The sequence below is a fragment of the Elioraea sp. genome (assembly GCF_051860475.1).
Lineage (GTDB): Bacteria > Pseudomonadota > Alphaproteobacteria > Acetobacterales > Acetobacteraceae > Elioraea.
Genome location: NZ_JBHYDW010000090.1, coordinates 1 through 18286 on the forward strand (window position 1 = coordinate 1; position 18286 = coordinate 18286).

Genomic DNA, 18286 nt, shown 5'->3' on the forward strand with positions numbered 1-18286 from the left:
CGGCCAGGTCTCGTAGATCGCGACGATCCGTCCCTCGACGCGCTCCATCGCCCTCCGCGTCAAAGCCCCTTCCAGGCGACCAGGTTCTTGAACACGTCCTCGTTCACCCGGGTCGCACCGTTGAACGTCCCCCCGGTGGTGTGAATCCCGACGATGTGGCGGTTGCCGTCCTTGAAGCGCCAGACCGGGCTGCCGGACTGGCCGCCCATGGTATCGATCCGGTAGTAGAGGCGGCGGCCCGTCACCGCGAGGATGTTGTTGCTGTTCCACCACTGCGTGCCGTAGGGCTTGTCGCCCGGGTAGCCGGAGTTGTTCACGTTCAGCCCCATCAGGCTGGTGAAGGCGAGATCGGCCAGCCCCATCCAGCCCACCGTGTTGCCCAGCGCCGTGGGCAGGATGATCACGCCGTAGTCATAGTCGGAATTCCTGCTCTGGGTCCAACCCTTCACGCTGCGGTAGTTCGTGCCGACAGCCTCTCCATAGGGCTTAGAACTGCCGTTCCGACCCGGGATCACGCGCACGCTGCGCGCCCAGCCGCCGTCGGCATGGATGTAGATGCAGTGCCCCGCGGTCAGCACCACGCGCGGCCCGATGAAGGCACCCGAGCCGATATAGCTGCGGCCGTTCGCGGCGGTGATCTCCAGGTGGCAGATGGTGCGGTACGGATAGGCGGTGGTGTTGTTGACCCGCACACGATCATCGGTGCCGTGCACGATCTCGGGCATGACCGGCGGCGGCATGGCGGATTCAGCACCGACGTCCTGGCCCTCGACCTCGGCGACCGTGGCCCCGCCCGGCGCCTCGGTGTACACCTCCGCCATGGTCTCGGCCGCGGCCCCCGCGGCCCCGAACTCCGGGCGCGTCAGCGTATCGGTCTCGCGCTCGCCGACGCCAGCGCCAGAGACGGGCGCATGGCCATCCTCGGGCGCGGGCTTGGCGTTCTCCGCCTCGATCGCGGCCTCGACCTCTCTCCAGCGCAGTTCCAGGTCCATCACGCTCTCCTTGGGTGTGGGGTGATGCCGGACGGTTCGATCAGCGGGGACGGCGCCGTGCCGATGCGCGCGGTGCCGGTTCGCTCGTGCCCTCGACCTCGACGGGGTTCGCGGCCGTGCCCGCCGCAGCCGACCGGGCCGCATGGTCGGCCCGTCCGGGTGCGCCCGTCGTGGTGCGATCCTCCTCGCGGCCGGGCTGGCGCGTGGAAGCGCGGCGAGCGGGCGGCGTGCGCCCCTGGCCACGTCCGTCCCCGTCGGTCACGGCAATCCTCCGGCTGAGCAGGCGGTGGTCCGACACCACCGCGCAACGGGCAGCAGACTACCACCGCCACGCTTGGATTGCAAGATCGGAATGATACGGACCCAGGTAATATTCCGTGGCGTTTCCGTTACAGCAGCGCCAGATCGTCGCGGTGGATCATCTCCTCGCGGCCCTGGAAGCCCAGGATCGCGGCGATCTCGCGCGAGTGCCGGCCCATGATGCGGCGCGCATCCTCGGCGGCGTAGTTGGCGAGGCCGCGCGCCACCACCACCCCGTCGGGTCCCGCCACCGCCACGCAGTCGCCGCGCGCGAACCCGCCCTCGACCGCGCGCACGCCGGCGGGCAGCAGGGAACGGCCCGAGCGCAGCGCGCGCACCGCGCCCGAGTCCACCACAATCCGTCCCGCCGGCGCCAGCGCGCCGGCGATCCACGACTTCCAGGCCGAACGCGGCGCGGCGGTGGCGGCGAACACGGTGCGGCGGACCGCGCCGGTCATGACATCGCGCAGGCTGTGCGCGTGCCCGCCATGCGCGATCGCCATGCGGCAGCCCGCACGGGTGGCGATGCGCGCCGCGGCGAGCTTGGTCACCATCCCGCCGGTGCTGATGCCGGGCTCGGCATCGCCGGCCATCGCCTCGATCTCCGGCGTGACCGCCGCAACCTCCGGGATGTGCTGCGCGGAGGCGTGCTTGCGCGGGTCGGCGGTGTAGAGCCCGTCGATGTCGGACAGCAGCACCAGCAGATCGGCGGCGATCATCTCGGCGACCCGCGCGGCGAGGCGGTCGTTGTCGCCGAAGCGGATCTCGGCGGTCGCGATCGTGTCGTTCTCGTTGATCACCGGCACCGCGCCCAAGCCGAGCAGCGTCTCGATCGTCGCCCGCGCGTTGAGGTAGCGCCGCCGCTCCTCGGAATCATCGAGCGTCAGCAGCACCTGCGCGGCGGAGAGGCCGTGCGGGGCGAGCGCCTCCTCCCAGGCGCGGGCGAGCCCGATCTGGCCCGCGGCAGCGGCGGCCTGCTTCTCCTCGAGCCGCATCCGATGGCGCGGCGGCAGCGAGGGCAGGCGCATCCGGCCGAGCGCAATCGCGCCCGACGACACCACCGCCACCTGCGTGCCGGCGGCCCGCAGGGCCGCGATGTCCGCGGCGAGCGCGGCGAGCCAGGCGGCGCGTGGCGCGGCGGTCGCATCGTCCACCAGCAGGGCGGAGCCGACCTTCACCACCAGGCGCTTCGCCGCGAGCGCGTTCATGCGGCCGCCTGGGCCTCTGCGATCACCGACCAGAGCGCGCGCAGCACCGCATCCACGCCCTTGCCGGTCGCACCCGAAACGAGCAGCACCGGCCGCCCAGCCGTCTTGGCGAGCGCGCGCTGGCGCGCCGCGAGCGCGCGCGGCTCGACCGCGTCGATCTTGTTCAGCGCGACGATCTCGGGCTTCTCAACGAGGCCGCCGCCATAGGCAGCCAGCTCCTCGCGCACGGTGCGGTACGCGCGGCTCGGGCTTTCGAGCGTGCCGTCCACCAGATGGAGCAAGCACCGGCAGCGCTCGACATGGCCGAGGAAGCGGTCGCCGAGCCCCACGCCCTCATGCGCGCCCTCGATCAGCCCGGGGATGTCGGCGAGCACGAACTCGGAGTCGCCGAGCCGCACCACGCCGAGCTGCGGGTGCAGCGTGGTGAAGGGGTAGTCGGCGATCTTCGGCTTCGCGGCGGAGGTGGCGGCGAGGAAGGTGGACTTGCCGGCGTTCGGCAGGCCGACCAGCCCCGCATCGGCGATCAGCTTGAGGCGGAGCCAGATCCAGCGCTCCTCGCCCGGCTCGCCCGGATCGGCGCGGCGCGGCGCGCGGTTGGTGGACGACTTGTAGTGCGTGTTGCCGAAGCCGCCCTTGCCGCCGCGGCAGAGCGTGATGCGCTGGCCCGCCTCGGTGAGGTCGGCGAGCACGGTCTCGCGGTCATCGGCGAGGATCTCGGTGCCGATCGGGACCTTCAGCACGAGGTCCTTGCCGCCGCGGCCGGTCATCTCCTTGCCCTTGCCGTCCTCGCCGCGCTCGGCCTTGAAGTGCTGGGCGTAGCGGTAGTCGATCAGGGTGTTGAGGTTGGCCACGGCCTCGACGATCACGTCGCCGCCCCTGCCGCCGCCGCCGCCCCAGGGGCCGCCGAACTCGATGAACTTCTCGCGGCGGAAGGCGACGCAGCCGTTGCCGCCGTCGCCCGCCTTTACCCAGATCTTGGCCTGATCGAGGAATTTCATGGCTTCTGCCCAGGTCCTTCTGACAAGCTGGGGGAATCGACTGCTGGCCTTTTGGGAAGTAATTGTCTTATATCTGTCGAAAATCTCGTCTCAAAATCCTTAAATACCCTTACTGCCATCGCAGAAGATTCCAAAAACGTAGTAATATTCAAATTTACTTTCCATTCCTTGCCGCCTTGCTTCCCCAACAGCCTTGCGACTGGGCCTCGATGTGGAGTTCGCGTAGTGCCGCCAAGCGCTGCGAGCGCCCCCTCCAGGCCCGATGGGGTCCAATCCCAAGCGAGGGTCCGCGTGTGAATAATCTTGTTGCAGGCATACCTCAAATTTACGGGGCGTTGATTCTGGTCGTCCAAGTCAATTGTATCGACTCTAAAGGTGCACAGGAACTTGCCCTCGGCGCGCTCATCTGCGATCCGCAGGCCAGCGGCGATTGTCATGAGCTCGTGCCCAAGACAATTCTGGAAACGCCGAAGGTGCAGGAGCTTGAGCGCGGTTTGCGCGGCAGGTGCGTCTTGCTCCAGCTTGAAAGCTTCCATCTTCGCCTCGGTGCAGAGCAGCCCGAGTGCACGATGGATCGCTGCTTCGATCTGCTCGAGATCGATTGGAAGGCCTCTTGGCTCCATTCGCCTGTCCTCAACGAAAAAGGGGCCGTTGCCGGCCCCTTGTCGTCAGGTCGCGAGGCCGCGCGCAGGCGTCACTCCACCGGCGGCACCGGCACCACACTGACATGCACCTTGTCCTCGGCCTTGCGCTGGAACTTCACCTGGCCGTCGACCAGCGCGAACAGCGTGTGGTCGCGGCCCGTGCCGACATTCGTGCCCGCGCGCATCTTCGTGCCGCGCTGGCGGACGAGGATGTTGCCGGCAAGCACCGACTGGCCGCCGAACTTCTTCACGCCGAGGCGCTGACCCGCGGAGTCGCGCCCGTTGCGGGACGAACCGCCCGCCTTCTTGTGTGCCATGGCTCTGTCTCCTTCGCGTCAGGCGGTGATGTCGCCGATGCGCAGCACGGTGAGCTGGCGGCGGAAGCCGCGCAGCCGGCGGCTGTTCTTGCGGCGGCGCTTCTTGAAGACGAGGATCTTGTCGTCCTTCTTCTGCTCCAGCACGGTCGCGGCGACCGAGGCGCCGTTGAGCAGCGGCGCGCCGATCTTCACGCCTGCCTCGCCGCCGACCATCAGCACCTCGCCGAAGGTAACGGTCTGGCCCGGCTCGGCCTCGATCCGGTCCACGGCGAGCACGGCATTCGGCGTCACGCGGTACTGCTTCCCGCTGGCGCGGATCACGGCGTACATGGGTCTCGTCCTCGGTCGGGCGCCCACGCGGGCGCAAACAGCAACGGCCGCGGGCCGGAGCCGCGCGGAATGCGGGGTTATGGCGAAGGAGCCAGTCGCCGTCAACCGCGAGGGCATGTCCCGGCCGATGTCGAGGAAGCGGAAGCGGCATTGCCCACCCTGAGCCAACAGGCTCGGGGTGTCGAACCCCCGAGAGGCAAGCAACGCCATGAAGAGGAAGGGGTGACCTGGCAGGCTGCTGAAAAGCAGTGGCAGAGGCGTGTGTTTGGCGGCGGCGAAGGGCTGCTTTGGGGGTTGCGGAGCCGCGTAGCCCGCGTCGTCGGCCGATTCTCGTGGTCGGTGGCACGCCCTGGGCAGTCTCTGGGTATCATGTCGTCGTGGCCAACAGCTTCGGCAGGCGGAGAAGGGTGCAGGCGGCCATGGCGAGGGTGAACTGCCAGTCGATCTTGGCGAGGCCGCGAGGCCGCGCCTTGCGCAACCCGGCCACTGAACCGCCCCGGGTTCGTCGGACGCTGTTTGGCATGAGTCACGCCGCCAGCCTCTGGTCATCGAGCATGGCGTAGTAGCGTTCCTCGGCTTCGGTCGGCGGGATGTTGCCGATGGGCTGCAGCAGCCGGTCCGGAACCTCAACCGGGATCGCAGGCGGCTTGCGGCGTGGCATGCAGGGGCTCCTTCAGCTCCACCCTGCGACCCCAACACGAAATTCCCGATAGACCCGATCCCAAGCAGGTGGAGTCACCTGATCGGGTCACGATGCGCGCCAAGCGATCCGAGAGCCGTCTCCGCCCCGGACGCACGGCACGCCGCGACCGGAGCCAGAGCCGCGCGCGGGGATCAGGACCCGGCCGCGCTCGTGCGGAACCGCCGCGCCTCGGCGTCGTAGTCCGGATAGCCGAGCGTGGCGCGCAGCTCTGCCGGCGGCAGCGCGCTCGTCGCCTCCGCGTCTCCGGCGACCAGCGCCGCAAGCCCGGCCTTCATTCCGGCCACTGCGGGCGACAGCATCGCCGTCGGATAGGTGCCGATCCGGAAGCCGAGCGCTGCCGCCTCGGCGCGCGAGGGCGTCGCGCGCGGCGCACCCGGAGACAGCACGACGAAGGAATGCCGCCCCTTGGCCGCCGCCACCGCGCGGCGCATCTCCGCCTCGTCCGCCGGCGAATCGAGCAGCACGATCTCCGCGCCCTCCGCGACGAACATCTCGATCCGCGCGACCGCCTCGTCGATCCCCAGCGTCGGCCGGCAATCCGTGCGTGCCAGCACCAGGATGCCGGACTCCCGCGCCGCCTCGATCGCAGCGCGGATCTTGATCCGCGCCTCCTCGCGCGGCAGGCATGGCTTGCCGGACGCCGTCAGCTCGCGCGGCGTGATCTTGTCCTCGATCAGGATCGCCGCCGCACCGGCACGGCCATAGGCGCGCACCGTGCGCTGCACGTTCATCGCGTTGCCGTAGCCATGATCGCCGTCCGCCAGCACCAGCGTTGCGGGCGCCGCATTCCGGACCATCAGGAACGAGTCGAGCATCTCGCCGAACGAGATCAGGTCGAGATCGGGTCCGCCGAGCCGGCTCGCCGCCACGCAGGAGCCGGACAGGAATGCGGTCCGAAAACCGGCGGATGCGGCGAGCTTCGCACTCAGCCCGTCCCACACCGCCGGCATGACGACGAAGCCGGGCTCGGCCAGCAGGGCGCGCAGGCGATCGGGAGGGGTCATGGCAGTCCTTCCAGGGGTGCGGCGGCTCAGGGCCGCGGCTACAGGAGCTCGCTGAACGGCAGGAACGCGACGGCGTCGCCCGGCATGACGGTGGTCGTCGCCTCGTCCAGCTCGACCAGACCGTCGGTCTCGACCAGCGAGGAGAGCAGCCCTGCCCCCTCGCGCGGAAAGCTGCGCGCCTCGATCGCGCCGTCCTCGCCCCGCACCAGGCTCGCGCGCACATACTCGCGCCGCCCGGCCTTCTTGCGGTAGCGCAACGCAGCGCGCACGGGAAAGCGCAGCAGCGGCGGCGCGGTGCCGCCGCCGAGCAGCAACGCGAGCGGACGGACGATGTGCACGAAGGTCACGACGACCGCGACCGGGTTCCCCGGCAGCCCCGCGAACACGGTGCCGCGCACCTGGCCGAGCGCGACCGGGCGGCCGGGCTTGATCGCAAGCCGCCAGAAGAACAGCGAGCCCGCCGCCTCGACCGCCGCCTTCACGTGGTCCTCCTCGCCGGTCGAGACCCCGCCCGAGGTCAGCAGCAGGTCGTGCGCCGGCGCGGCCTCCGTGAGCGCGGAGGCCACCGCAGCCGGATGGTCCGGCAGAATGCCGAGATCGGTGACCGTGCAGCCGAGCCGGGTCAGCGCCGCGTGCAGGGTGAAGCGGTTGCTGTCGTAGACCTTCAGTGCCGGCAGCACCGCGCCGGGTGAAGCAAGCTCGTCGCCGGTGGAGAACAGCGCCACGCGCAGCCGCGTCCGCACGGCAAGCGCGTCGTACCCGAGCGCGGCCGCCATGCCGACATCCTGCGGCCGCAACAGCCGCCCCGCCGCCAGCGCGACCGCGCCGGCGCGCACGTCCTCGCCGGCCTCGCGCGCATTCGCCCCGCGCTTGAGCCCCGGACGCAGCCGCACCCGGCCGTCGGGCAGCGGTTCGGCATCCTCCTGCATCATCACCGTGTCTGCGCCCTCGGGCATCGGCGCACCGGTGAAGATACGGATCGTTTCGCCCGGCTGGACCTGTCGGCCGAGCGCGCCGCCCGCCGGCACGCGCCCGCCGACTGAAAGGATCGTGTCCACATCGTGCGAGAGATCGGCGTGGCGCAGTGCGTAGCCGTCCACCGCGCTGTTGGCGAAGGGCGGCAGGTCGACGCCGGCGATCAGGTCCTCGGCGAGGATGCGCCCGACCACGCCGTGCAACGGCACGCGCTCGATCCCCGCGACAGGGGCGAGCCGCGCGCGCAGCTCGGCGAGCGCCTCGTCCACCGGCAGCAGCGCGCCGCCGAAGGCGAAGCAGTCGTCGGAGAGCTGCGCCATGCGCTCAGCCTGCCGCGCGCGCGGGCGCGGCGATCCCGACCGTGCGGATCACGAAACCCGCGATCGCCTCGATCTCGTCCAGTCCGAACTGCGGCAGCGCGCATCCGGGGACGTCGCCGCCGTCCGAGGCAACGGCGAGGATGTGTGCGTCCTCGGGAAACAGCGGCGCCTTGCCGGTGCCCGCGCGCCACACCTCGAGCTTCGGGTGCGGGTTGCGCTTGAAGCCCTCGACCAGCACCAGATCGACCGGGCTCATGCGCGCAAGCAGCTCCGGCAGCGCAGGCTCGGGCACGCCGCGCAACTCGTGCATCAGCGCCCAGCGATTGGCCGAGCCGATCAGCACCTCGGTGGCACCCGCGCGGCGATGCTCGTAGCTGTCCTTGCCCGGACGATCGACGTCGAAGCCGTGATGCGCGTGCTTCACGGTCGAGACCGTCAGGCCGCGCGCCACCAGCGCCGGGATCAGCCGCACGAGCAGCGTGGTCTTGCCCGAGCCGGACCAGCCGGTGATGCCGAACACCTTCATCCGCGCAGGATGCCGCCGGCGGAGGCCGTCCGCCGGCCGGTTCCCATCTCGCGCGCGCGGCTCAGTCGGCGCCGGCGCTGCGCGCCCCCGAGGGTGCGGCGGCGTCGCGCCCACCGCTCATCATCTCGTCGACCCAGAGGCTGTGGTGCTCCTTGGCCCAGTTCAGATCGACCCGGCCCGAGCCCATCGCCGCGAACGCGCCCTCCATGCCGAGCGAGCCGATATAGACGTGGGCCAGGATGATCGCGATCATCACCAGCGCGATGATTCCGTGCAACTCGATCGCAAGCTGCATCCCGGCCATGTCAGTCGCCCAGAACTGGAACGGGAACATCATGATGTAGCCGGTGACCGCGATCGCGGCGCCGCCGAGCACCACCGACCAGAAGATGATCTTCTGACCGGCGTTGAATTTCCTCGCCGGCGGATGCGCGCTGCCGATCAGCCCGCCGCCCTGCGCGAACCATTGCGCATCGACCCGCGAGGGCAGGTTGTCCTTGATCCAGATCACCAGCATCAGCGCGATGCCGAGGGTGAACGGGAAGGAGAGGTAGTTGTGCGCCACCTTGCCGGCCTCCGACCAGGCGGTGAACGCCTCGGGCCCAAGCACCGGCAGCAGCAGTTCGCGGCCAAAGGTGATGTTCAGCCCGGTGATGCCGAGCACGATGAAGGTGGAGGCGGTCAGCCAGTGCGCGAAGCGTTCGAGCCCGTTGAAGCGCGGGATGGTGCGCCCCGAGGCGCCGGCGGCGATGCGGATCTTGCCGCGCACCAGGTAGAAGATCACCAGCACCGCAAGCATGCCGCCGATGGCGATGCCGCCGATCCACTTCATGGTGGAGCGCCAGAAGGTCTGGAAGTCGCGCCCCGCGGGCTGGATCAGTGTGCCGGCGCGCGGGTCGGGGATGGTCACGCGGCCCTGCACGTTGCCCTGCAGGTAGTTGAACAGCATCTGCTCGCTCGCCGCCGGCGGCGCGGCCGGGGCCTGCGCGAGCGCCTCAGGCGCGGTCGCCGGAGCCGATGCGAGACCGACGCCCAGGCCGAGGACGATCGCGACGAGTGCTGCGCGCAGCCGGGTGGTGATGCCCTTCATCCGGTGGTCCTCCCGCGGAAGAGGCCGGCGGCAGGGTCCGACCCCCCGCCGGCGCGTCCCTACTCAGCCTGCCACCATGTCCTTGTACGCCGTGCGCCAGCCCCAGGCGCCCGAGCCGTAGCCGCGCGTGGTGACACGCTCGGCGTAGATCTGGGCGATGATGTCGCCGTCGCCGGCGAGCAGCGCCTTGGTCGAGCACATCTCGGCGCAGAGCGGCAACTTGCCCTCCGCCAGACGGTTCGCGCCGTACTTGGCGTACTCCGCCGGCGTCGAGTCGGCCTCAGGACCGCCGGCGCAGTAGGTGCACTTGTCCATCTTGCCGCGGCTGCCGAAGTTGCCGAGCCGAGGATACTGCGGCGCGCCAAACGGGCAGGCGTAGAAGCAATAGCCGCAGCCGATGCACAGATCCTTGGAGTGCAGCACCACGCCGTCGGCGGTGGTGTAGAAGCAGTCGACGGGGCAGACTGCCGCGCAGGGCGCGTCGGTGCAGTGCATGCACGCCATCGAGATCGAGCGCTCGCCGGGCTTGCCGTCGTTGATGGTGACGACGCGCCGGCGGTTGATGCCCCAGGGCACCTCGTGCTCGTTCTTGCAGGCGGTGACGCAGGCGTTGCACTCGATGCAGCGATCCGCGTCGCAAAGGAACTTCATGCGGGCCATGACGATCTCTCCTCCCTAGCCCTTCACGCCGCCCGCACCTGGCAGAGCGTGCACTTGGCTTCCTGCATCGAGGTCACCGGGTCGTAGCCGTAGGTGGTGACCGTGTTCACGCTCTCGCCGAGCACGATCGGGTCGGTCCCCTGCGGGTACTTCCCGCGCTGATCCTCCTGCATGAACCAGCCGGCGAAGTGGAACGGCATCCACACCACGCCGCGGCCCACCCGCTCGGTCACCAGCGCCTTGACGCGGATGAACTTGTCGCTCGGCATCTCCGGACCCTGGACCAGCACCCAGGCGCCGTCGGTGATGTTGCGCGCGGCCGCGTCCGCCGGGTTGATCTCGACGAACATGTCCTGCTGGAGCTCGGCGAGCCACTTGTTCGACCGTGTCTCCTCGCCGCCGCCCTCGTACTCGACCAGTCGGCCGGAGCTGATCACCAGCGGGAAGTCGCGCGCGATGTTGCGCTCGACCGCCTGCTTCTGCACCGTATGGCCGATATTCGGCACGCGGTGGGCGACGAAGTTGTCCCGCGTCGGGTACTTCGCCACGAGATCCGGCCGCGGCGAGTAGATCGGCTCACGGTGCACCGGGATCGGGTCGGGCAGGTTCCACGCATTCGCGCGGGCCTTGCCGTTGCCGAACGGGATGCAGCCGTGCTCGAGCGCCACCCGCTGGATGCCGCCCGAGAGATCGATCGCCCACGACACGGTGTCGGGGTTGTTGCCGCCGATCCGTTCGATCGTCGCGCGCTCCTCGGCGGTCAGGTCGGCATCCCAGCCGAGCCGCTTCAGCACGCCGTAGGTGAACTGCGGATACCCGTCCTGGATCTCCGAGCCGCGCGAGTACGAGCCCTCGGCGAGCAGGGTCTCACCGTTGCGCTCGACGCCGAACCGCGCGCGGAACGTGCCGCCGCCGTCCTTCACATGCAGGTTGGTGTTGTAGAGCTGGTGCGTGCCCGGATGGCGGATCTCCGGCTTACCCCAGCACGGCCAGGGCAGGCCGTAGTAGTCGCCTCGCACCTCCTCGGGCGCGTCGGGTCCGGCGCGCAGGCTGACCAGATCGAAATGCTGCTGGTGGCGCATATGCGCCTTCAGCCGCTCCGGCGACTGGCCGCAATACCCGGTGGACCAGCCGCCGCGGTTGATCTCGCGCAGGATGTCCTCGGCGAGGGGCTCCTTGCCGCGCACGGTGATGTTCTTGAACATCTCGGCTGCGAAACCGAGCTTCTCGGCGAGGCGGTACATCGCCTCGTAGTCGTTCTTGCTCTCGAAGATCGGCTTCACCACCTGCTCGCCCCATTGCAGCGACCGGTTCGAGGCGGTGCGGCTGCCGTCGCACTCGAACTGGGTGCAGATCGGCAGCAGGTAGGTGCCCTCGCGCCGCTCGCCGAGCACCGCGAAGGTGGTCGGATGCGGATCGGCGACCACCAGCAGGTCGAGCTTGGCGAGCGCCTTCGCCGCCTCGGGCATGCGGGTGACGGTGTTGCCGCCGTGGCCGAACACCACCATGCCGCGCAGGTTCGGCTGATCGCGCAGATCGCCCGCGGGCAGCATGGTCGCGTCGAGATAGCGGGTCGAGGTGATGCCCGCGGTCTCCATCAGCTTCTTGCGGACATCGTCGGCGGCGTCGGGCTTGCCGAAGCGGGCGCGTGCATAGTCGTACGGAACCTCCCAGACGCGGGTCCAGTGCCGCCACGCCCCCTCGTCCAGGCCGTAGTACAGCGGCAGGGTGACGTTATCCACGCCAAGATCGGTCGCACCCTGCACGTTGCAGTGGCCGCGGAAGATGTTGGCGCCCACGCCCTGGCCGCCGACATTCCCGGTGGCAAGCAGCAGGATGCAGGCGGCGCGCACATTGGCCGTGCCGACCGACTTCTGAGTCATGCCCATGCACCACACCAGCGTCGCCGGCCGCTGCTTGGCGAACATCTCGGCGACCTTGCGCAGCTGCGCCCCGGGGATGCCGGTGACCCGCTCGACCTCGTCGGGCGTCCACTTCGCGACCTCCTTGCGGACGTCGTCCATGCCGTACACCCGCTGGCGGATGAACTCCTTGTCCTCCCAGCCGTTCTCGAAGATGTGCCACAGGAGGCCCCAGAGCACCGGGATGTCGGTGCCCGGACGCATGCGCACGAACTCGGTCGCGTGCGCGGCCGTGCGGGTGAAGCGCGGCTCGATGACGATCAGGTTGGCGCGGTTCTTCTCCTTGCCCTGCAGCACGTGCTGCAGCGACACCGGATGCGCCTCCGCCGGATTGCCGCCCATGATGATGACGGTCTTCGAGTTGCGGATGTCGTTGTAGGAGTTGGTCTGCGCGCCGTAGCCCCAGGTGTTGGCCACGCCGGCGACCGTGGTGGAGTGGCAGATGCGCGCCTGGTGGTCGACGTTGTTGGTGCCCCAGAACGCGGCGAACTTGCGGAACAGATAGGCGCCCTCGTTCGAGAACTTCGCCGAGCCGAGGAAGAAAAGGCCGTCCGGACCCGTCTCCTGACGGATCTGGAGCATCTTGTCGCCGATCTCGGTGACCGCCTGATCCCAGCTGATCCGTTGCCACTGCCCGCCCGTCAGCTTCATCGGGTACTTGAGGCGGCGATCGCCGTGCACGAGTTCGCGCACGGCCGCGCCCTTGGCGCAGTGCGTGCCGCGGTTGATCGGGCTGGTCCAGGTCGGCTCCTGGCCGACCCAGACGCCGTTCTGCACCTCCGCCGTGACGGTGCAGCCGACCGAGCAGTGGGTGCAGATGTTCTTCTTGATCTCGACCGGCACGCCGGGCTGCATCGGCCCGGCCTCGGCACGCTTCACCGTCCCGGCGCCGAGCCCGGCGACGGCGGCGAGCCCGCCTGCGGCCACGCCCGACCGCCGCAGGAAGCCGCGGCGGTCGAGCGCCCCGGCGGAGAAGGATGCGAAGGCCTGGGCGATGCCGCCACGGGCCCGGGTTGCGTCGCTGCGCTTGATCAGCATCGGCGTTCCTCCCTTGCTCCCGCCTCAGCGCTCGTAGCGGTTGGTGCGGTAGAAGGCCTGCACATGGGCCGAGTCGGCCTGGTAGCGGCGCTTCTTCATCTCCTCGCGGCTTTCGCGCGCGGCCGCCGGCGTCGCGCCGGCCAGCGGCAGGGTCGCGGCCGCCGCGCCCGCGACGCCGAGCGTGCGCAGGAAGCGCCGACGCGCCCCGGTCTCGATCGTGTCCTTGCTCATGCCCGTCGCTCCCTTTCGACCCTCCGCGTCGCGCCTGTCACGCCGGCAGCGCGAACGCTTCCGTTTCGATTCCGATGAAGACCCGCCCGAGCCGGCCGACCGCGCGATAGAACCGCGCGGCCTTCGCCTGCTCCAGGTCGGCGAAGAACCGGTCCGCCCAGGGGCGGAGATGGCGCTCGAAGATGCGTCCGTCCGGCCCCGTGCCGTCGCCCAGACTGCCGTCGCCCAGACTGCCGTGCCCCAGACTGCCGTCGATCAGCCCGGCCATCACCTCGCAGAGCGTGGCGATGTGGTCCTCGGGCTCGGCCACGCCGTCGGCACGCTCGATGCCCAGCGCGGCGAGCTCGGCGCGCAGCTTGGCGAGCGGCCGCTCGTGGAGGAAACCGGTGAGGTAGTAGCTCGCATAGGGCAGCAGTTCGCCGCGGCCGAGCCCGATGAAGAGCTCGTGGAACTCGCGCTCGACCGCCTCGGCCCGCGCCTCCCGTGCCGCCTCGCCGAGGCCGGCCAGTGCCTCGCCGAGCGCCGTTCCGTCGGTGTCGAGCATGCCGAGCCGGCCGAGCAGCGCGCCGTCCGGTGGGCGCACAAGCAGCGTCGCGAGCAGCGCGTAGCCGCGCGCGCGACCCGCCTCGGTCTCGCGGTCCGGCGCCGAAACTCCCGACAGAACGTTCCCTGCGCTCAACGGTCCCCGAACGCTCCTTCTGGTGCGCCCTTTCGCTCCGGGGCGCATCCTTGGGCCGGAGTCTAGACCGAATTTTCCCGGGAATCCAAGTGTCGTCGCACGATCCGTCGGCCGCGCGCAGGGCCGTGAACAAGGGTCCTGGCGTCGGGAAATCCGACCAAAACAGTCGGAATTGTCAGACCGGCAACGCTCCGCCGTGGCGCGGGCGACCCGGGCGGGCCTCCGCGGTGGCTTCGGCCGCCCCGGGCGGCTCGGTCGCGCGCTCCACCGTCGCGCCGGCGGTCGGCGGCTCCAGCGCCGGGACGGCTTCAGGGGCCGGCTGGAGCCGTGCCACCGCCGGCTCGGCGGGGCGCGAGCCGGGCTCATTGCGGGCTGGCGTGGAGGCAAGCATCCGCTCGACAAGTTGCCGGATCTCGGGGGTCTCGCCGATCTCGGCGACGTAGTCGGGCACGCCGCCGGGCGTGTTCCAGTCCCAGCCGTAGTCCACGGGCCCGATGTAGTCGCGAATCGCCGGATCGAGCGACCAGATGCGCCTGAGCGCCGCGTTGCGAAGCGAGAGCGGCACGCCCTTGCGCAGGAACGCGGTGATATCGCTCGCGGGTGTGAGGTCATCGAGCATCGGCAGCGCGGAAAGATCGACCGGCTCCTCCGGCTCCGGCAGCGTCGCGCGGGTCGGCTCGGCCGGCCCCGGGGCAGCCGGCGCCTCGGATGCAGGCGGCTCGACGCCGTCGCGTGCCGCGCGCTTGCGCCGCGACCAGCGCGCGAGGAACCCCTCGTGGTCGTCAGCCTCGGCCATGCCCTCCGCCCCCCGCGCGCGGCCGCGCCGCCAGCGCCTCGGGGTCGGCGCGGTCGCGCGTGCGCTTGTAGAACCCCCGGTCGCGGTGGTGCTGGGCGACGAACGCCTCCATCGCCTCGCGCACCGGCCCGGGCATCGGCACCGGCTCGATCACCTCCTCGCCCCCGACCGTCACCATCGCCTCGGCCTCGGTCGGGTCGGCGAGCACCCGGTGCAGCTCCATCCCCGGCTCGTCGAGGCCCGGCCGCAGCACCACCCAGAGCATCGGCCGCCCGGAGTCGAGATTCGCCTTGTAGCCGAGCGTGTCCGACGGATGGAGCTCCACCTCCGCCTGGCCGGCGATATAGGCAGTGAGCCCGTTGTGGCGGTGCAGCACGGTCCAGGGTTTCGCCACGGTCGGCGCCGGCAGCACCGCAACCGGCACCCAGACGTGATCGACCCACTGGGTCGAGGCCGGGCGTCTTTCGACGATCACGGAGACGGGAATGCGGAGCTCCTCCATGGCTCTGCCCTCAGGCCGCCGCCAGGCCGCGCGCGAGCGGCAGGTTCTCGATCAGGTTCTGCGGCTTGAGCCGCACGCGCTTCGCGTGATCCATCGCCAGCGCGAGATACGCGGGACGTCCGGCCACGCGCGCCAGCATCTCGGCCGGATCGGCGAACTCCAGGCGATAGAGCGCCGCGATCCGCCCCAGCGCTTCCGGATCGACCGCCTCGCCGTGCCACAGCCGACCGACGATCGTGGAGGCCTCGGCATCCAGACCGACATACCAGGCCCAGGCCTCGTCATGGATGGTCTGGAGCGGCTGGACCGAGACGGCGGACCCGGTCATGTGGCGCACCCAGGCCTCGATCACCCGCGCGAGCGCGTCCTGGCCCTCGCGGCCGAAGGTCAGGTCGAGCACCGTATCGTGCAGGTCGGAGCGGTCCCAGTAGAGATCGGCATTCTCCGCCGAGAGCACGTCGAGTTCGACCGAGCGCAGCGCCGTGCCGGCCTCGGCCAGCAGTGCGCCGAGCGATCCGAGCCCGCCGGTGCGCGCGGCACTCTCGACCACCTCCTCGTCGGCCAGCAGCAGGTTGCCGCCCTCCGTCGAGGCACGCTGGGGGCGAAAGAACAGCTCGGCGGCGCGCAGCCTCAGCGGGTCCTCGCAGCCGTCCAGCACGTTGCGCAGGATCAGCTGCGCGAGTTGGGCCAGGAACAGCGGCGGCATGCCCGAGAGGTCGCGCCGGAACAGCGCCGCGTAGCCGGCCTCGATGGTCGGATGCGCGAGCAGATGATCGCGGAAGCCAAGCCAGACCTGCCAGTTCTCGCGCGCGTCCGGATCGGCCAGCGCCGCGATCTCGACCTCGGCGCCGCGTCGCCGCGGCTCGGCGAGCAGGGACGCATGGAGTGCGCGCTCGGCGTCGCAGGCCTCCGCGGGCGGAACCAGTTCGGGCCGGGCGAGCCAGGCGGCGAGCAGTGCATCTGTGACGAGCAGCCCGCCCGCGTCGTTGCGCCCGGTCAGGTGGTGGCCGCAGGCGAGCCAGAAGTCGCGGCTCATCGCGCCCCCTTCATCAGCGCGACCAGATCGACGGACTCGGCCGGCTCGTCCTCGCCCTCGCTGCGCACGAGCCCGATCACCGGCAGGGCCTGCGGCGCGCCGCGTGGTTTGACGGTGCGGAACCGCTCGCGGATCGCACCCGCCTCGATCGCGCGGCTGAGCGCGATCACCGTGCCGGGCTCGTGGCCCTCGCACAGCCCCTCGGCATAGGCGAGCTCCTCCTCGGCCGCCGCCCGCGCGGCGTCGATGCTCGGTGCGCCGAACCGGTCGCGGATCGCCGCCGCCAAAGCGGCCACCGCCGCCTCGCGCTGGAGCGCCGACGCGCTGCCGACGGTCGCCAGGGTGGACCAGCCGAAGCTCTCGACACCGAGGAACCCGGCGCGGAACGCCTGGCGCGCCTTGCCGGCGAGCGTCTCGGGATCGACGTCCCAGAACACGAACCCGCCGACCACCGCCGGCTCGCCCGGCTCGGCGGCCCGTTCGAACACGATCGTGTCCGAGGGATCGAGCCGGATCGTGCGCAGCATGGGCCGGCTCATGCGTCGAGCCCCGCCACGCCGAGCCACGAGGGCGCGGCGAGCGCCGGCGCCAGCGCGTGCCGCGTCTCGGCGCCATCCTCGGCCCGGAGCAGCAGGTCGCCCGAGGGGTCGAGCCCGCGCCGCGCCGCGCGCGGCCGGTCGAGCCGCTCGAGATACCGCGTCGCCACGGCCTGGAACCCCCGATCCTGCCAGTCGTGCAGCCCGGCCATCAGGTGCCGCGCATAGGATTCCGTCAGAGTGGCGCCGTCGATCTCGCCATAGCCCTCCTCGGCGAGCGCGGTCACGCCGGGGGCCTCGCCGGGCTCGGCGCCGTCGTCGAGTACCAGCCGCAACCCAGCGTGCAGAACCATCCAGGCCGGGGCACGCTGCTCGCCGACCTCGTCCCAGGCAAGCCGAACCCCGCCCACCGCGCCGCCGTTCACCTCGACGAGATCGGGCCAGACGAAGCTGATCGGGTTCTCCGGCGGCGCATGCAGGGCCAGCGCATCGGCGAGCGCGGACATCCCGACATAGAGCGCGCTCCTCGCGCGGCCGAGCGGCATCGCGGGTTCCAGCACCACCGCGACGTCGAACAGGCGCGGGCTGCGTGACCAGACCAGGGTACCCGCCCCCGCCTCGGCGGCGATCGCGCACGCATGGGCGAAGGCATCGCCCGCCTCGCGAAGCCGTACCTCGCGATACAGCGGCGGCAGATCGAGCCCTGGCACCTCTGCCCGCATCCCGGCGTTCCGTCCCTCCGGCCCCGCCCGGGCCCCTGTGAGCCCTGCGATCGCCGTCATATATGGGCCAATGGGGCGATTTCACAGGCGAGGGAACGGGAATGGCGCAGCCTGCCGGGCGGACGGTGTTCGTGTGTTCCTGCGAGGACACCATGACGCTCGACCAGGCCGTGCTCGCCCGTACCTGCAAGGGGGCGCGCGTCGAGGGCGCGCGCCAGCTCTGCCGCGCCGAGCTCGCCCGTTTCGAGGCCGCGCTCGGCCACGGCGACGTCACGGTCGCCTGCACCCAGGAGGCACCGCTGTTCGCCGAGCGGGCCGAGGACGCGGGCCACGCCTTCCGCCTCGACACGGTGAACATCCGCGAGCATGCGGGCTGGAGCCGCGAAGCGAAACGCGCGACGCCGAAGATCGCCGCGCTGCTCGCCGGCGCGGCCGAGCCCATGCCGGCAACCCCGATCGTCTCCTATCGTTCCGAAGGCGTGACGCTGATCTACGGCCGCGACGAGACCGCCATCGAGGCGGCGCGGCAGCTCGCCGACCGACTGAACCTGACCGTGCTGCTGACCCAGCCTCGCGACGTCCCCCCGCCCGCGAGCACGACCTTCCCCGTCGTCAAGGGCACGATCGCGCGCGCGCGCGGCCATCTCGGCGCCTTCGAACTCACCGTCGACGACTACGCGCTGCCGGCACCGTCCTCGCGCGCGCGGCTCGACTTCGGCCCGGCGCGCGACGGCGCGACGAGCCACTGCGATGTGAT

General features: G+C 70.8%; 20 protein-coding genes and 1 pseudogene. 1 reads left to right on the forward strand and 20 read right to left on the reverse strand.

Going from position 1 to position 18286, the window contains the following annotated elements:
- Positions 1 to 59: 59 nt before the first annotated feature.
- From ACTIFU_RS15330 to ACTIFU_RS15425, 20 genes are all read right to left on the reverse strand, one after another.
- On the reverse strand, positions 60 to 992 hold the full coding sequence (locus ACTIFU_RS15330) for a trypsin-like serine peptidase (RefSeq protein ID WP_439579189.1): 933 nt from the start codon (positions 990 to 992) through the stop codon (positions 60 to 62).
- A gap of 389 nt (positions 993 to 1381) precedes the next feature.
- The gene (proB, locus tag ACTIFU_RS15335) at positions 1382 to 2500 is read right to left on the reverse strand and encodes a glutamate 5-kinase (RefSeq protein WP_439579190.1); all 1119 of its coding nucleotides are present in this window, start codon (positions 2498 to 2500) and stop codon (positions 1382 to 1384) included.
- A complete protein-coding gene (gene obgE, locus ACTIFU_RS15340) occupies positions 2497 to 3498 on the reverse strand; it encodes a GTPase ObgE (protein ID WP_439579191.1) in 1002 nt (333 codons plus the stop codon). Before obgE ends, proB begins: the two co-directional genes overlap by 4 nt.
- A complete protein-coding gene (locus ACTIFU_RS15345) occupies positions 3495 to 4121 on the reverse strand; it encodes a hypothetical protein (protein ID WP_439579192.1) in 627 nt (208 codons plus the stop codon). The genes obgE and ACTIFU_RS15345 overlap by 4 nt, the downstream gene beginning before the upstream one ends.
- 71 nt (positions 4122 to 4192) lie before the next feature.
- Positions 4193 to 4459, reverse strand: coding sequence for a 50S ribosomal protein L27 (rpmA, locus tag ACTIFU_RS15350; RefSeq protein ID WP_439579193.1), 267 nt, complete (start codon positions 4457 to 4459; stop codon positions 4193 to 4195).
- An 18-nt stretch (positions 4460 to 4477) separates the two neighbouring features.
- Positions 4478 to 4789 carry a 50S ribosomal protein L21 gene (rplU, locus tag ACTIFU_RS15355; protein ID WP_439579194.1) on the reverse strand — a complete coding sequence of 104 codons (312 nt, stop codon included), beginning with the start codon at positions 4787 to 4789 and terminating at the stop codon, positions 4478 to 4480.
- 526 nt (positions 4790 to 5315) lie between these two features.
- Complete coding sequence (locus ACTIFU_RS15360) at positions 5316 to 5450, reverse strand: hypothetical protein (RefSeq protein ID WP_439579208.1); 135 nt, start codon at positions 5448 to 5450, stop codon at positions 5316 to 5318.
- A gap of 173 nt (positions 5451 to 5623) precedes the next feature.
- Positions 5624 to 6496, reverse strand: coding sequence for an isocitrate lyase/PEP mutase family protein (locus ACTIFU_RS15365; RefSeq protein WP_439579195.1), 873 nt, complete (start codon positions 6494 to 6496; stop codon positions 5624 to 5626).
- A 38-nt stretch (positions 6497 to 6534) separates the two neighbouring features.
- Positions 6535 to 7791: a molybdopterin molybdotransferase MoeA gene (locus ACTIFU_RS15370; RefSeq protein WP_439579196.1), complete on the reverse strand. Its 1257-nt coding sequence runs from the start codon at positions 7789 to 7791 to the stop codon at positions 6535 to 6537.
- A gap of 4 nt (positions 7792 to 7795) precedes the next feature.
- Positions 7796 to 8317 carry a molybdopterin-guanine dinucleotide biosynthesis protein B gene (gene mobB / locus ACTIFU_RS15375; protein WP_439579197.1) on the reverse strand — a complete coding sequence of 174 codons (522 nt, stop codon included), beginning with the start codon at positions 8315 to 8317 and terminating at the stop codon, positions 7796 to 7798.
- A 61-nt stretch (positions 8318 to 8378) separates the two neighbouring features.
- Positions 8379 to 9407: a formate dehydrogenase subunit gamma gene (locus tag ACTIFU_RS15380; RefSeq protein WP_439579198.1), complete on the reverse strand. Its 1029-nt coding sequence runs from the start codon at positions 9405 to 9407 to the stop codon at positions 8379 to 8381.
- 63 nt (positions 9408 to 9470) lie between these two features.
- The gene (gene fdh3B / locus ACTIFU_RS15385; protein WP_439579199.1) at positions 9471 to 10067 is read right to left on the reverse strand and encodes a formate dehydrogenase FDH3 subunit beta; all 597 of its coding nucleotides are present in this window, start codon (positions 10065 to 10067) and stop codon (positions 9471 to 9473) included.
- 23 nt (positions 10068 to 10090) lie between these two features.
- Positions 10091 to 13027, reverse strand: a complete 2937-nt coding sequence (locus tag ACTIFU_RS15390) for a formate dehydrogenase subunit alpha (RefSeq protein WP_439579200.1) — start codon at positions 13025 to 13027, stop codon at positions 10091 to 10093.
- Between the two features lie 24 nt (positions 13028 to 13051).
- A complete protein-coding gene (locus ACTIFU_RS15395; RefSeq protein ID WP_439579201.1) occupies positions 13052 to 13258 on the reverse strand; it encodes a hypothetical protein in 207 nt (68 codons plus the stop codon).
- A 37-nt stretch (positions 13259 to 13295) separates the two neighbouring features.
- On the reverse strand, positions 13296 to 13937 hold the full coding sequence (locus ACTIFU_RS15400; RefSeq protein WP_439579202.1) for a TorD/DmsD family molecular chaperone: 642 nt from the start codon (positions 13935 to 13937) through the stop codon (positions 13296 to 13298).
- 175 nt (positions 13938 to 14112) lie between these two features.
- Positions 14113 to 14733 (reverse strand): DUF3306 domain-containing protein, encoded by a 621-nt coding sequence (locus ACTIFU_RS15405; RefSeq protein WP_439579203.1) that lies wholly within the window; start codon positions 14731 to 14733, stop codon positions 14113 to 14115.
- Positions 14720 to 15235, reverse strand: coding sequence for a DUF3305 domain-containing protein (locus tag ACTIFU_RS15410; RefSeq protein ID WP_439579204.1), 516 nt, complete (start codon positions 15233 to 15235; stop codon positions 14720 to 14722). The genes ACTIFU_RS15405 and ACTIFU_RS15410 overlap by 14 nt, the downstream gene beginning before the upstream one ends.
- Positions 15236 to 15245: 10 nt before the next feature.
- Positions 15246 to 16271 (reverse strand): DUF6352 family protein, encoded by a 1026-nt coding sequence (locus ACTIFU_RS15415; protein WP_439579205.1) that lies wholly within the window; start codon positions 16269 to 16271, stop codon positions 15246 to 15248.
- A complete protein-coding gene (locus tag ACTIFU_RS15420; protein ID WP_439579206.1) occupies positions 16268 to 16798 on the reverse strand; it encodes a DUF6505 family protein in 531 nt (176 codons plus the stop codon). Before ACTIFU_RS15420 ends, ACTIFU_RS15415 begins: the two co-directional genes overlap by 4 nt.
- Positions 16799 to 16806: 8 nt before the next feature.
- Positions 16807 to 17529: a biotin/lipoate--protein ligase family protein gene (locus tag ACTIFU_RS15425; RefSeq protein ID WP_439579207.1), complete on the reverse strand. Its 723-nt coding sequence runs from the start codon at positions 17527 to 17529 to the stop codon at positions 16807 to 16809.
- A 101-nt stretch (positions 17530 to 17630) separates the two neighbouring features.
- Here ACTIFU_RS15425 and ACTIFU_RS15430 point away from each other — a divergent pair.
- A pseudogene (locus ACTIFU_RS15430) lies at positions 17631 to 18286 on the forward strand (4Fe-4S ferredoxin); the annotation flags it as partial.

Excerpts from the sequence above, each read along its gene's own strand:
- ACTIFU_RS15395 (WP_439579201.1), bottom strand. The coding sequence starts at position 13,258 with ATGAGCAAGGACACGATCGAGACCGGGGCGCGTCGGCGCTTCCTGCGC.
- ACTIFU_RS15390 (WP_439579200.1), bottom strand. The coding sequence starts at position 13,027 with ATGCTGATCAAGCGCAGCGACGCAACCCGGGCCCGTGGCGGCATCGCC.
- ACTIFU_RS15365 (WP_439579195.1), bottom strand. The coding sequence starts at position 6,496 with ATGACCCCTCCCGATCGCCTGCGCGCCCTGCTGGCCGAGCCCGGCTTC.
- rpmA (WP_439579193.1), bottom strand. The coding sequence starts at position 4,459 with ATGGCACACAAGAAGGCGGGCGGTTCGTCCCGCAACGGGCGCGACTCC.
- obgE (WP_439579191.1), bottom strand. The coding sequence starts at position 3,498 with ATGAAATTCCTCGATCAGGCCAAGATCTGGGTAAAGGCGGGCGACGGC.
- ACTIFU_RS15360 (WP_439579208.1), bottom strand. The coding sequence starts at position 5,450 with ATGCCACGCCGCAAGCCGCCTGCGATCCCGGTTGAGGTTCCGGACCGG.
- ACTIFU_RS15405 (WP_439579203.1), bottom strand. The coding sequence starts at position 14,733 with ATGGCCGAGGCTGACGACCACGAGGGGTTCCTCGCGCGCTGGTCGCGG.
- ACTIFU_RS15370 (WP_439579196.1), bottom strand. The coding sequence starts at position 7,791 with ATGGCGCAGCTCTCCGACGACTGCTTCGCCTTCGGCGGCGCGCTGCTG.
- ACTIFU_RS15345 (WP_439579192.1), bottom strand. The coding sequence starts at position 4,121 with ATGGAGCCAAGAGGCCTTCCAATCGATCTCGAGCAGATCGAAGCAGCG.
- proB (WP_439579190.1), bottom strand. The coding sequence starts at position 2,500 with ATGAACGCGCTCGCGGCGAAGCGCCTGGTGGTGAAGGTCGGCTCCGCC.
- ACTIFU_RS15330 (WP_439579189.1), bottom strand. The coding sequence starts at position 992 with ATGGACCTGGAACTGCGCTGGAGAGAGGTCGAGGCCGCGATCGAGGCG.
- ACTIFU_RS15410 (WP_439579204.1), bottom strand. The coding sequence starts at position 15,235 with ATGGAGGAGCTCCGCATTCCCGTCTCCGTGATCGTCGAAAGACGCCCG.
- ACTIFU_RS15420 (WP_439579206.1), bottom strand. The coding sequence starts at position 16,798 with ATGCTGCGCACGATCCGGCTCGATCCCTCGGACACGATCGTGTTCGAA.
- rplU (WP_439579194.1), bottom strand. The coding sequence starts at position 4,789 with ATGTACGCCGTGATCCGCGCCAGCGGGAAGCAGTACCGCGTGACGCCG.
- ACTIFU_RS15425 (WP_439579207.1), bottom strand. The coding sequence starts at position 17,529 with ATGCGGGCAGAGGTGCCAGGGCTCGATCTGCCGCCGCTGTATCGCGAG.
- ACTIFU_RS15415 (WP_439579205.1), bottom strand. The coding sequence starts at position 16,271 with ATGAGCCGCGACTTCTGGCTCGCCTGCGGCCACCACCTGACCGGGCGC.
- ACTIFU_RS15380 (WP_439579198.1), bottom strand. The coding sequence starts at position 9,407 with ATGAAGGGCATCACCACCCGGCTGCGCGCAGCACTCGTCGCGATCGTC.
- fdh3B (WP_439579199.1), bottom strand. The coding sequence starts at position 10,067 with ATGGCCCGCATGAAGTTCCTTTGCGACGCGGATCGCTGCATCGAGTGC.
- mobB (WP_439579197.1), bottom strand. The coding sequence starts at position 8,317 with ATGAAGGTGTTCGGCATCACCGGCTGGTCCGGCTCGGGCAAGACCACG.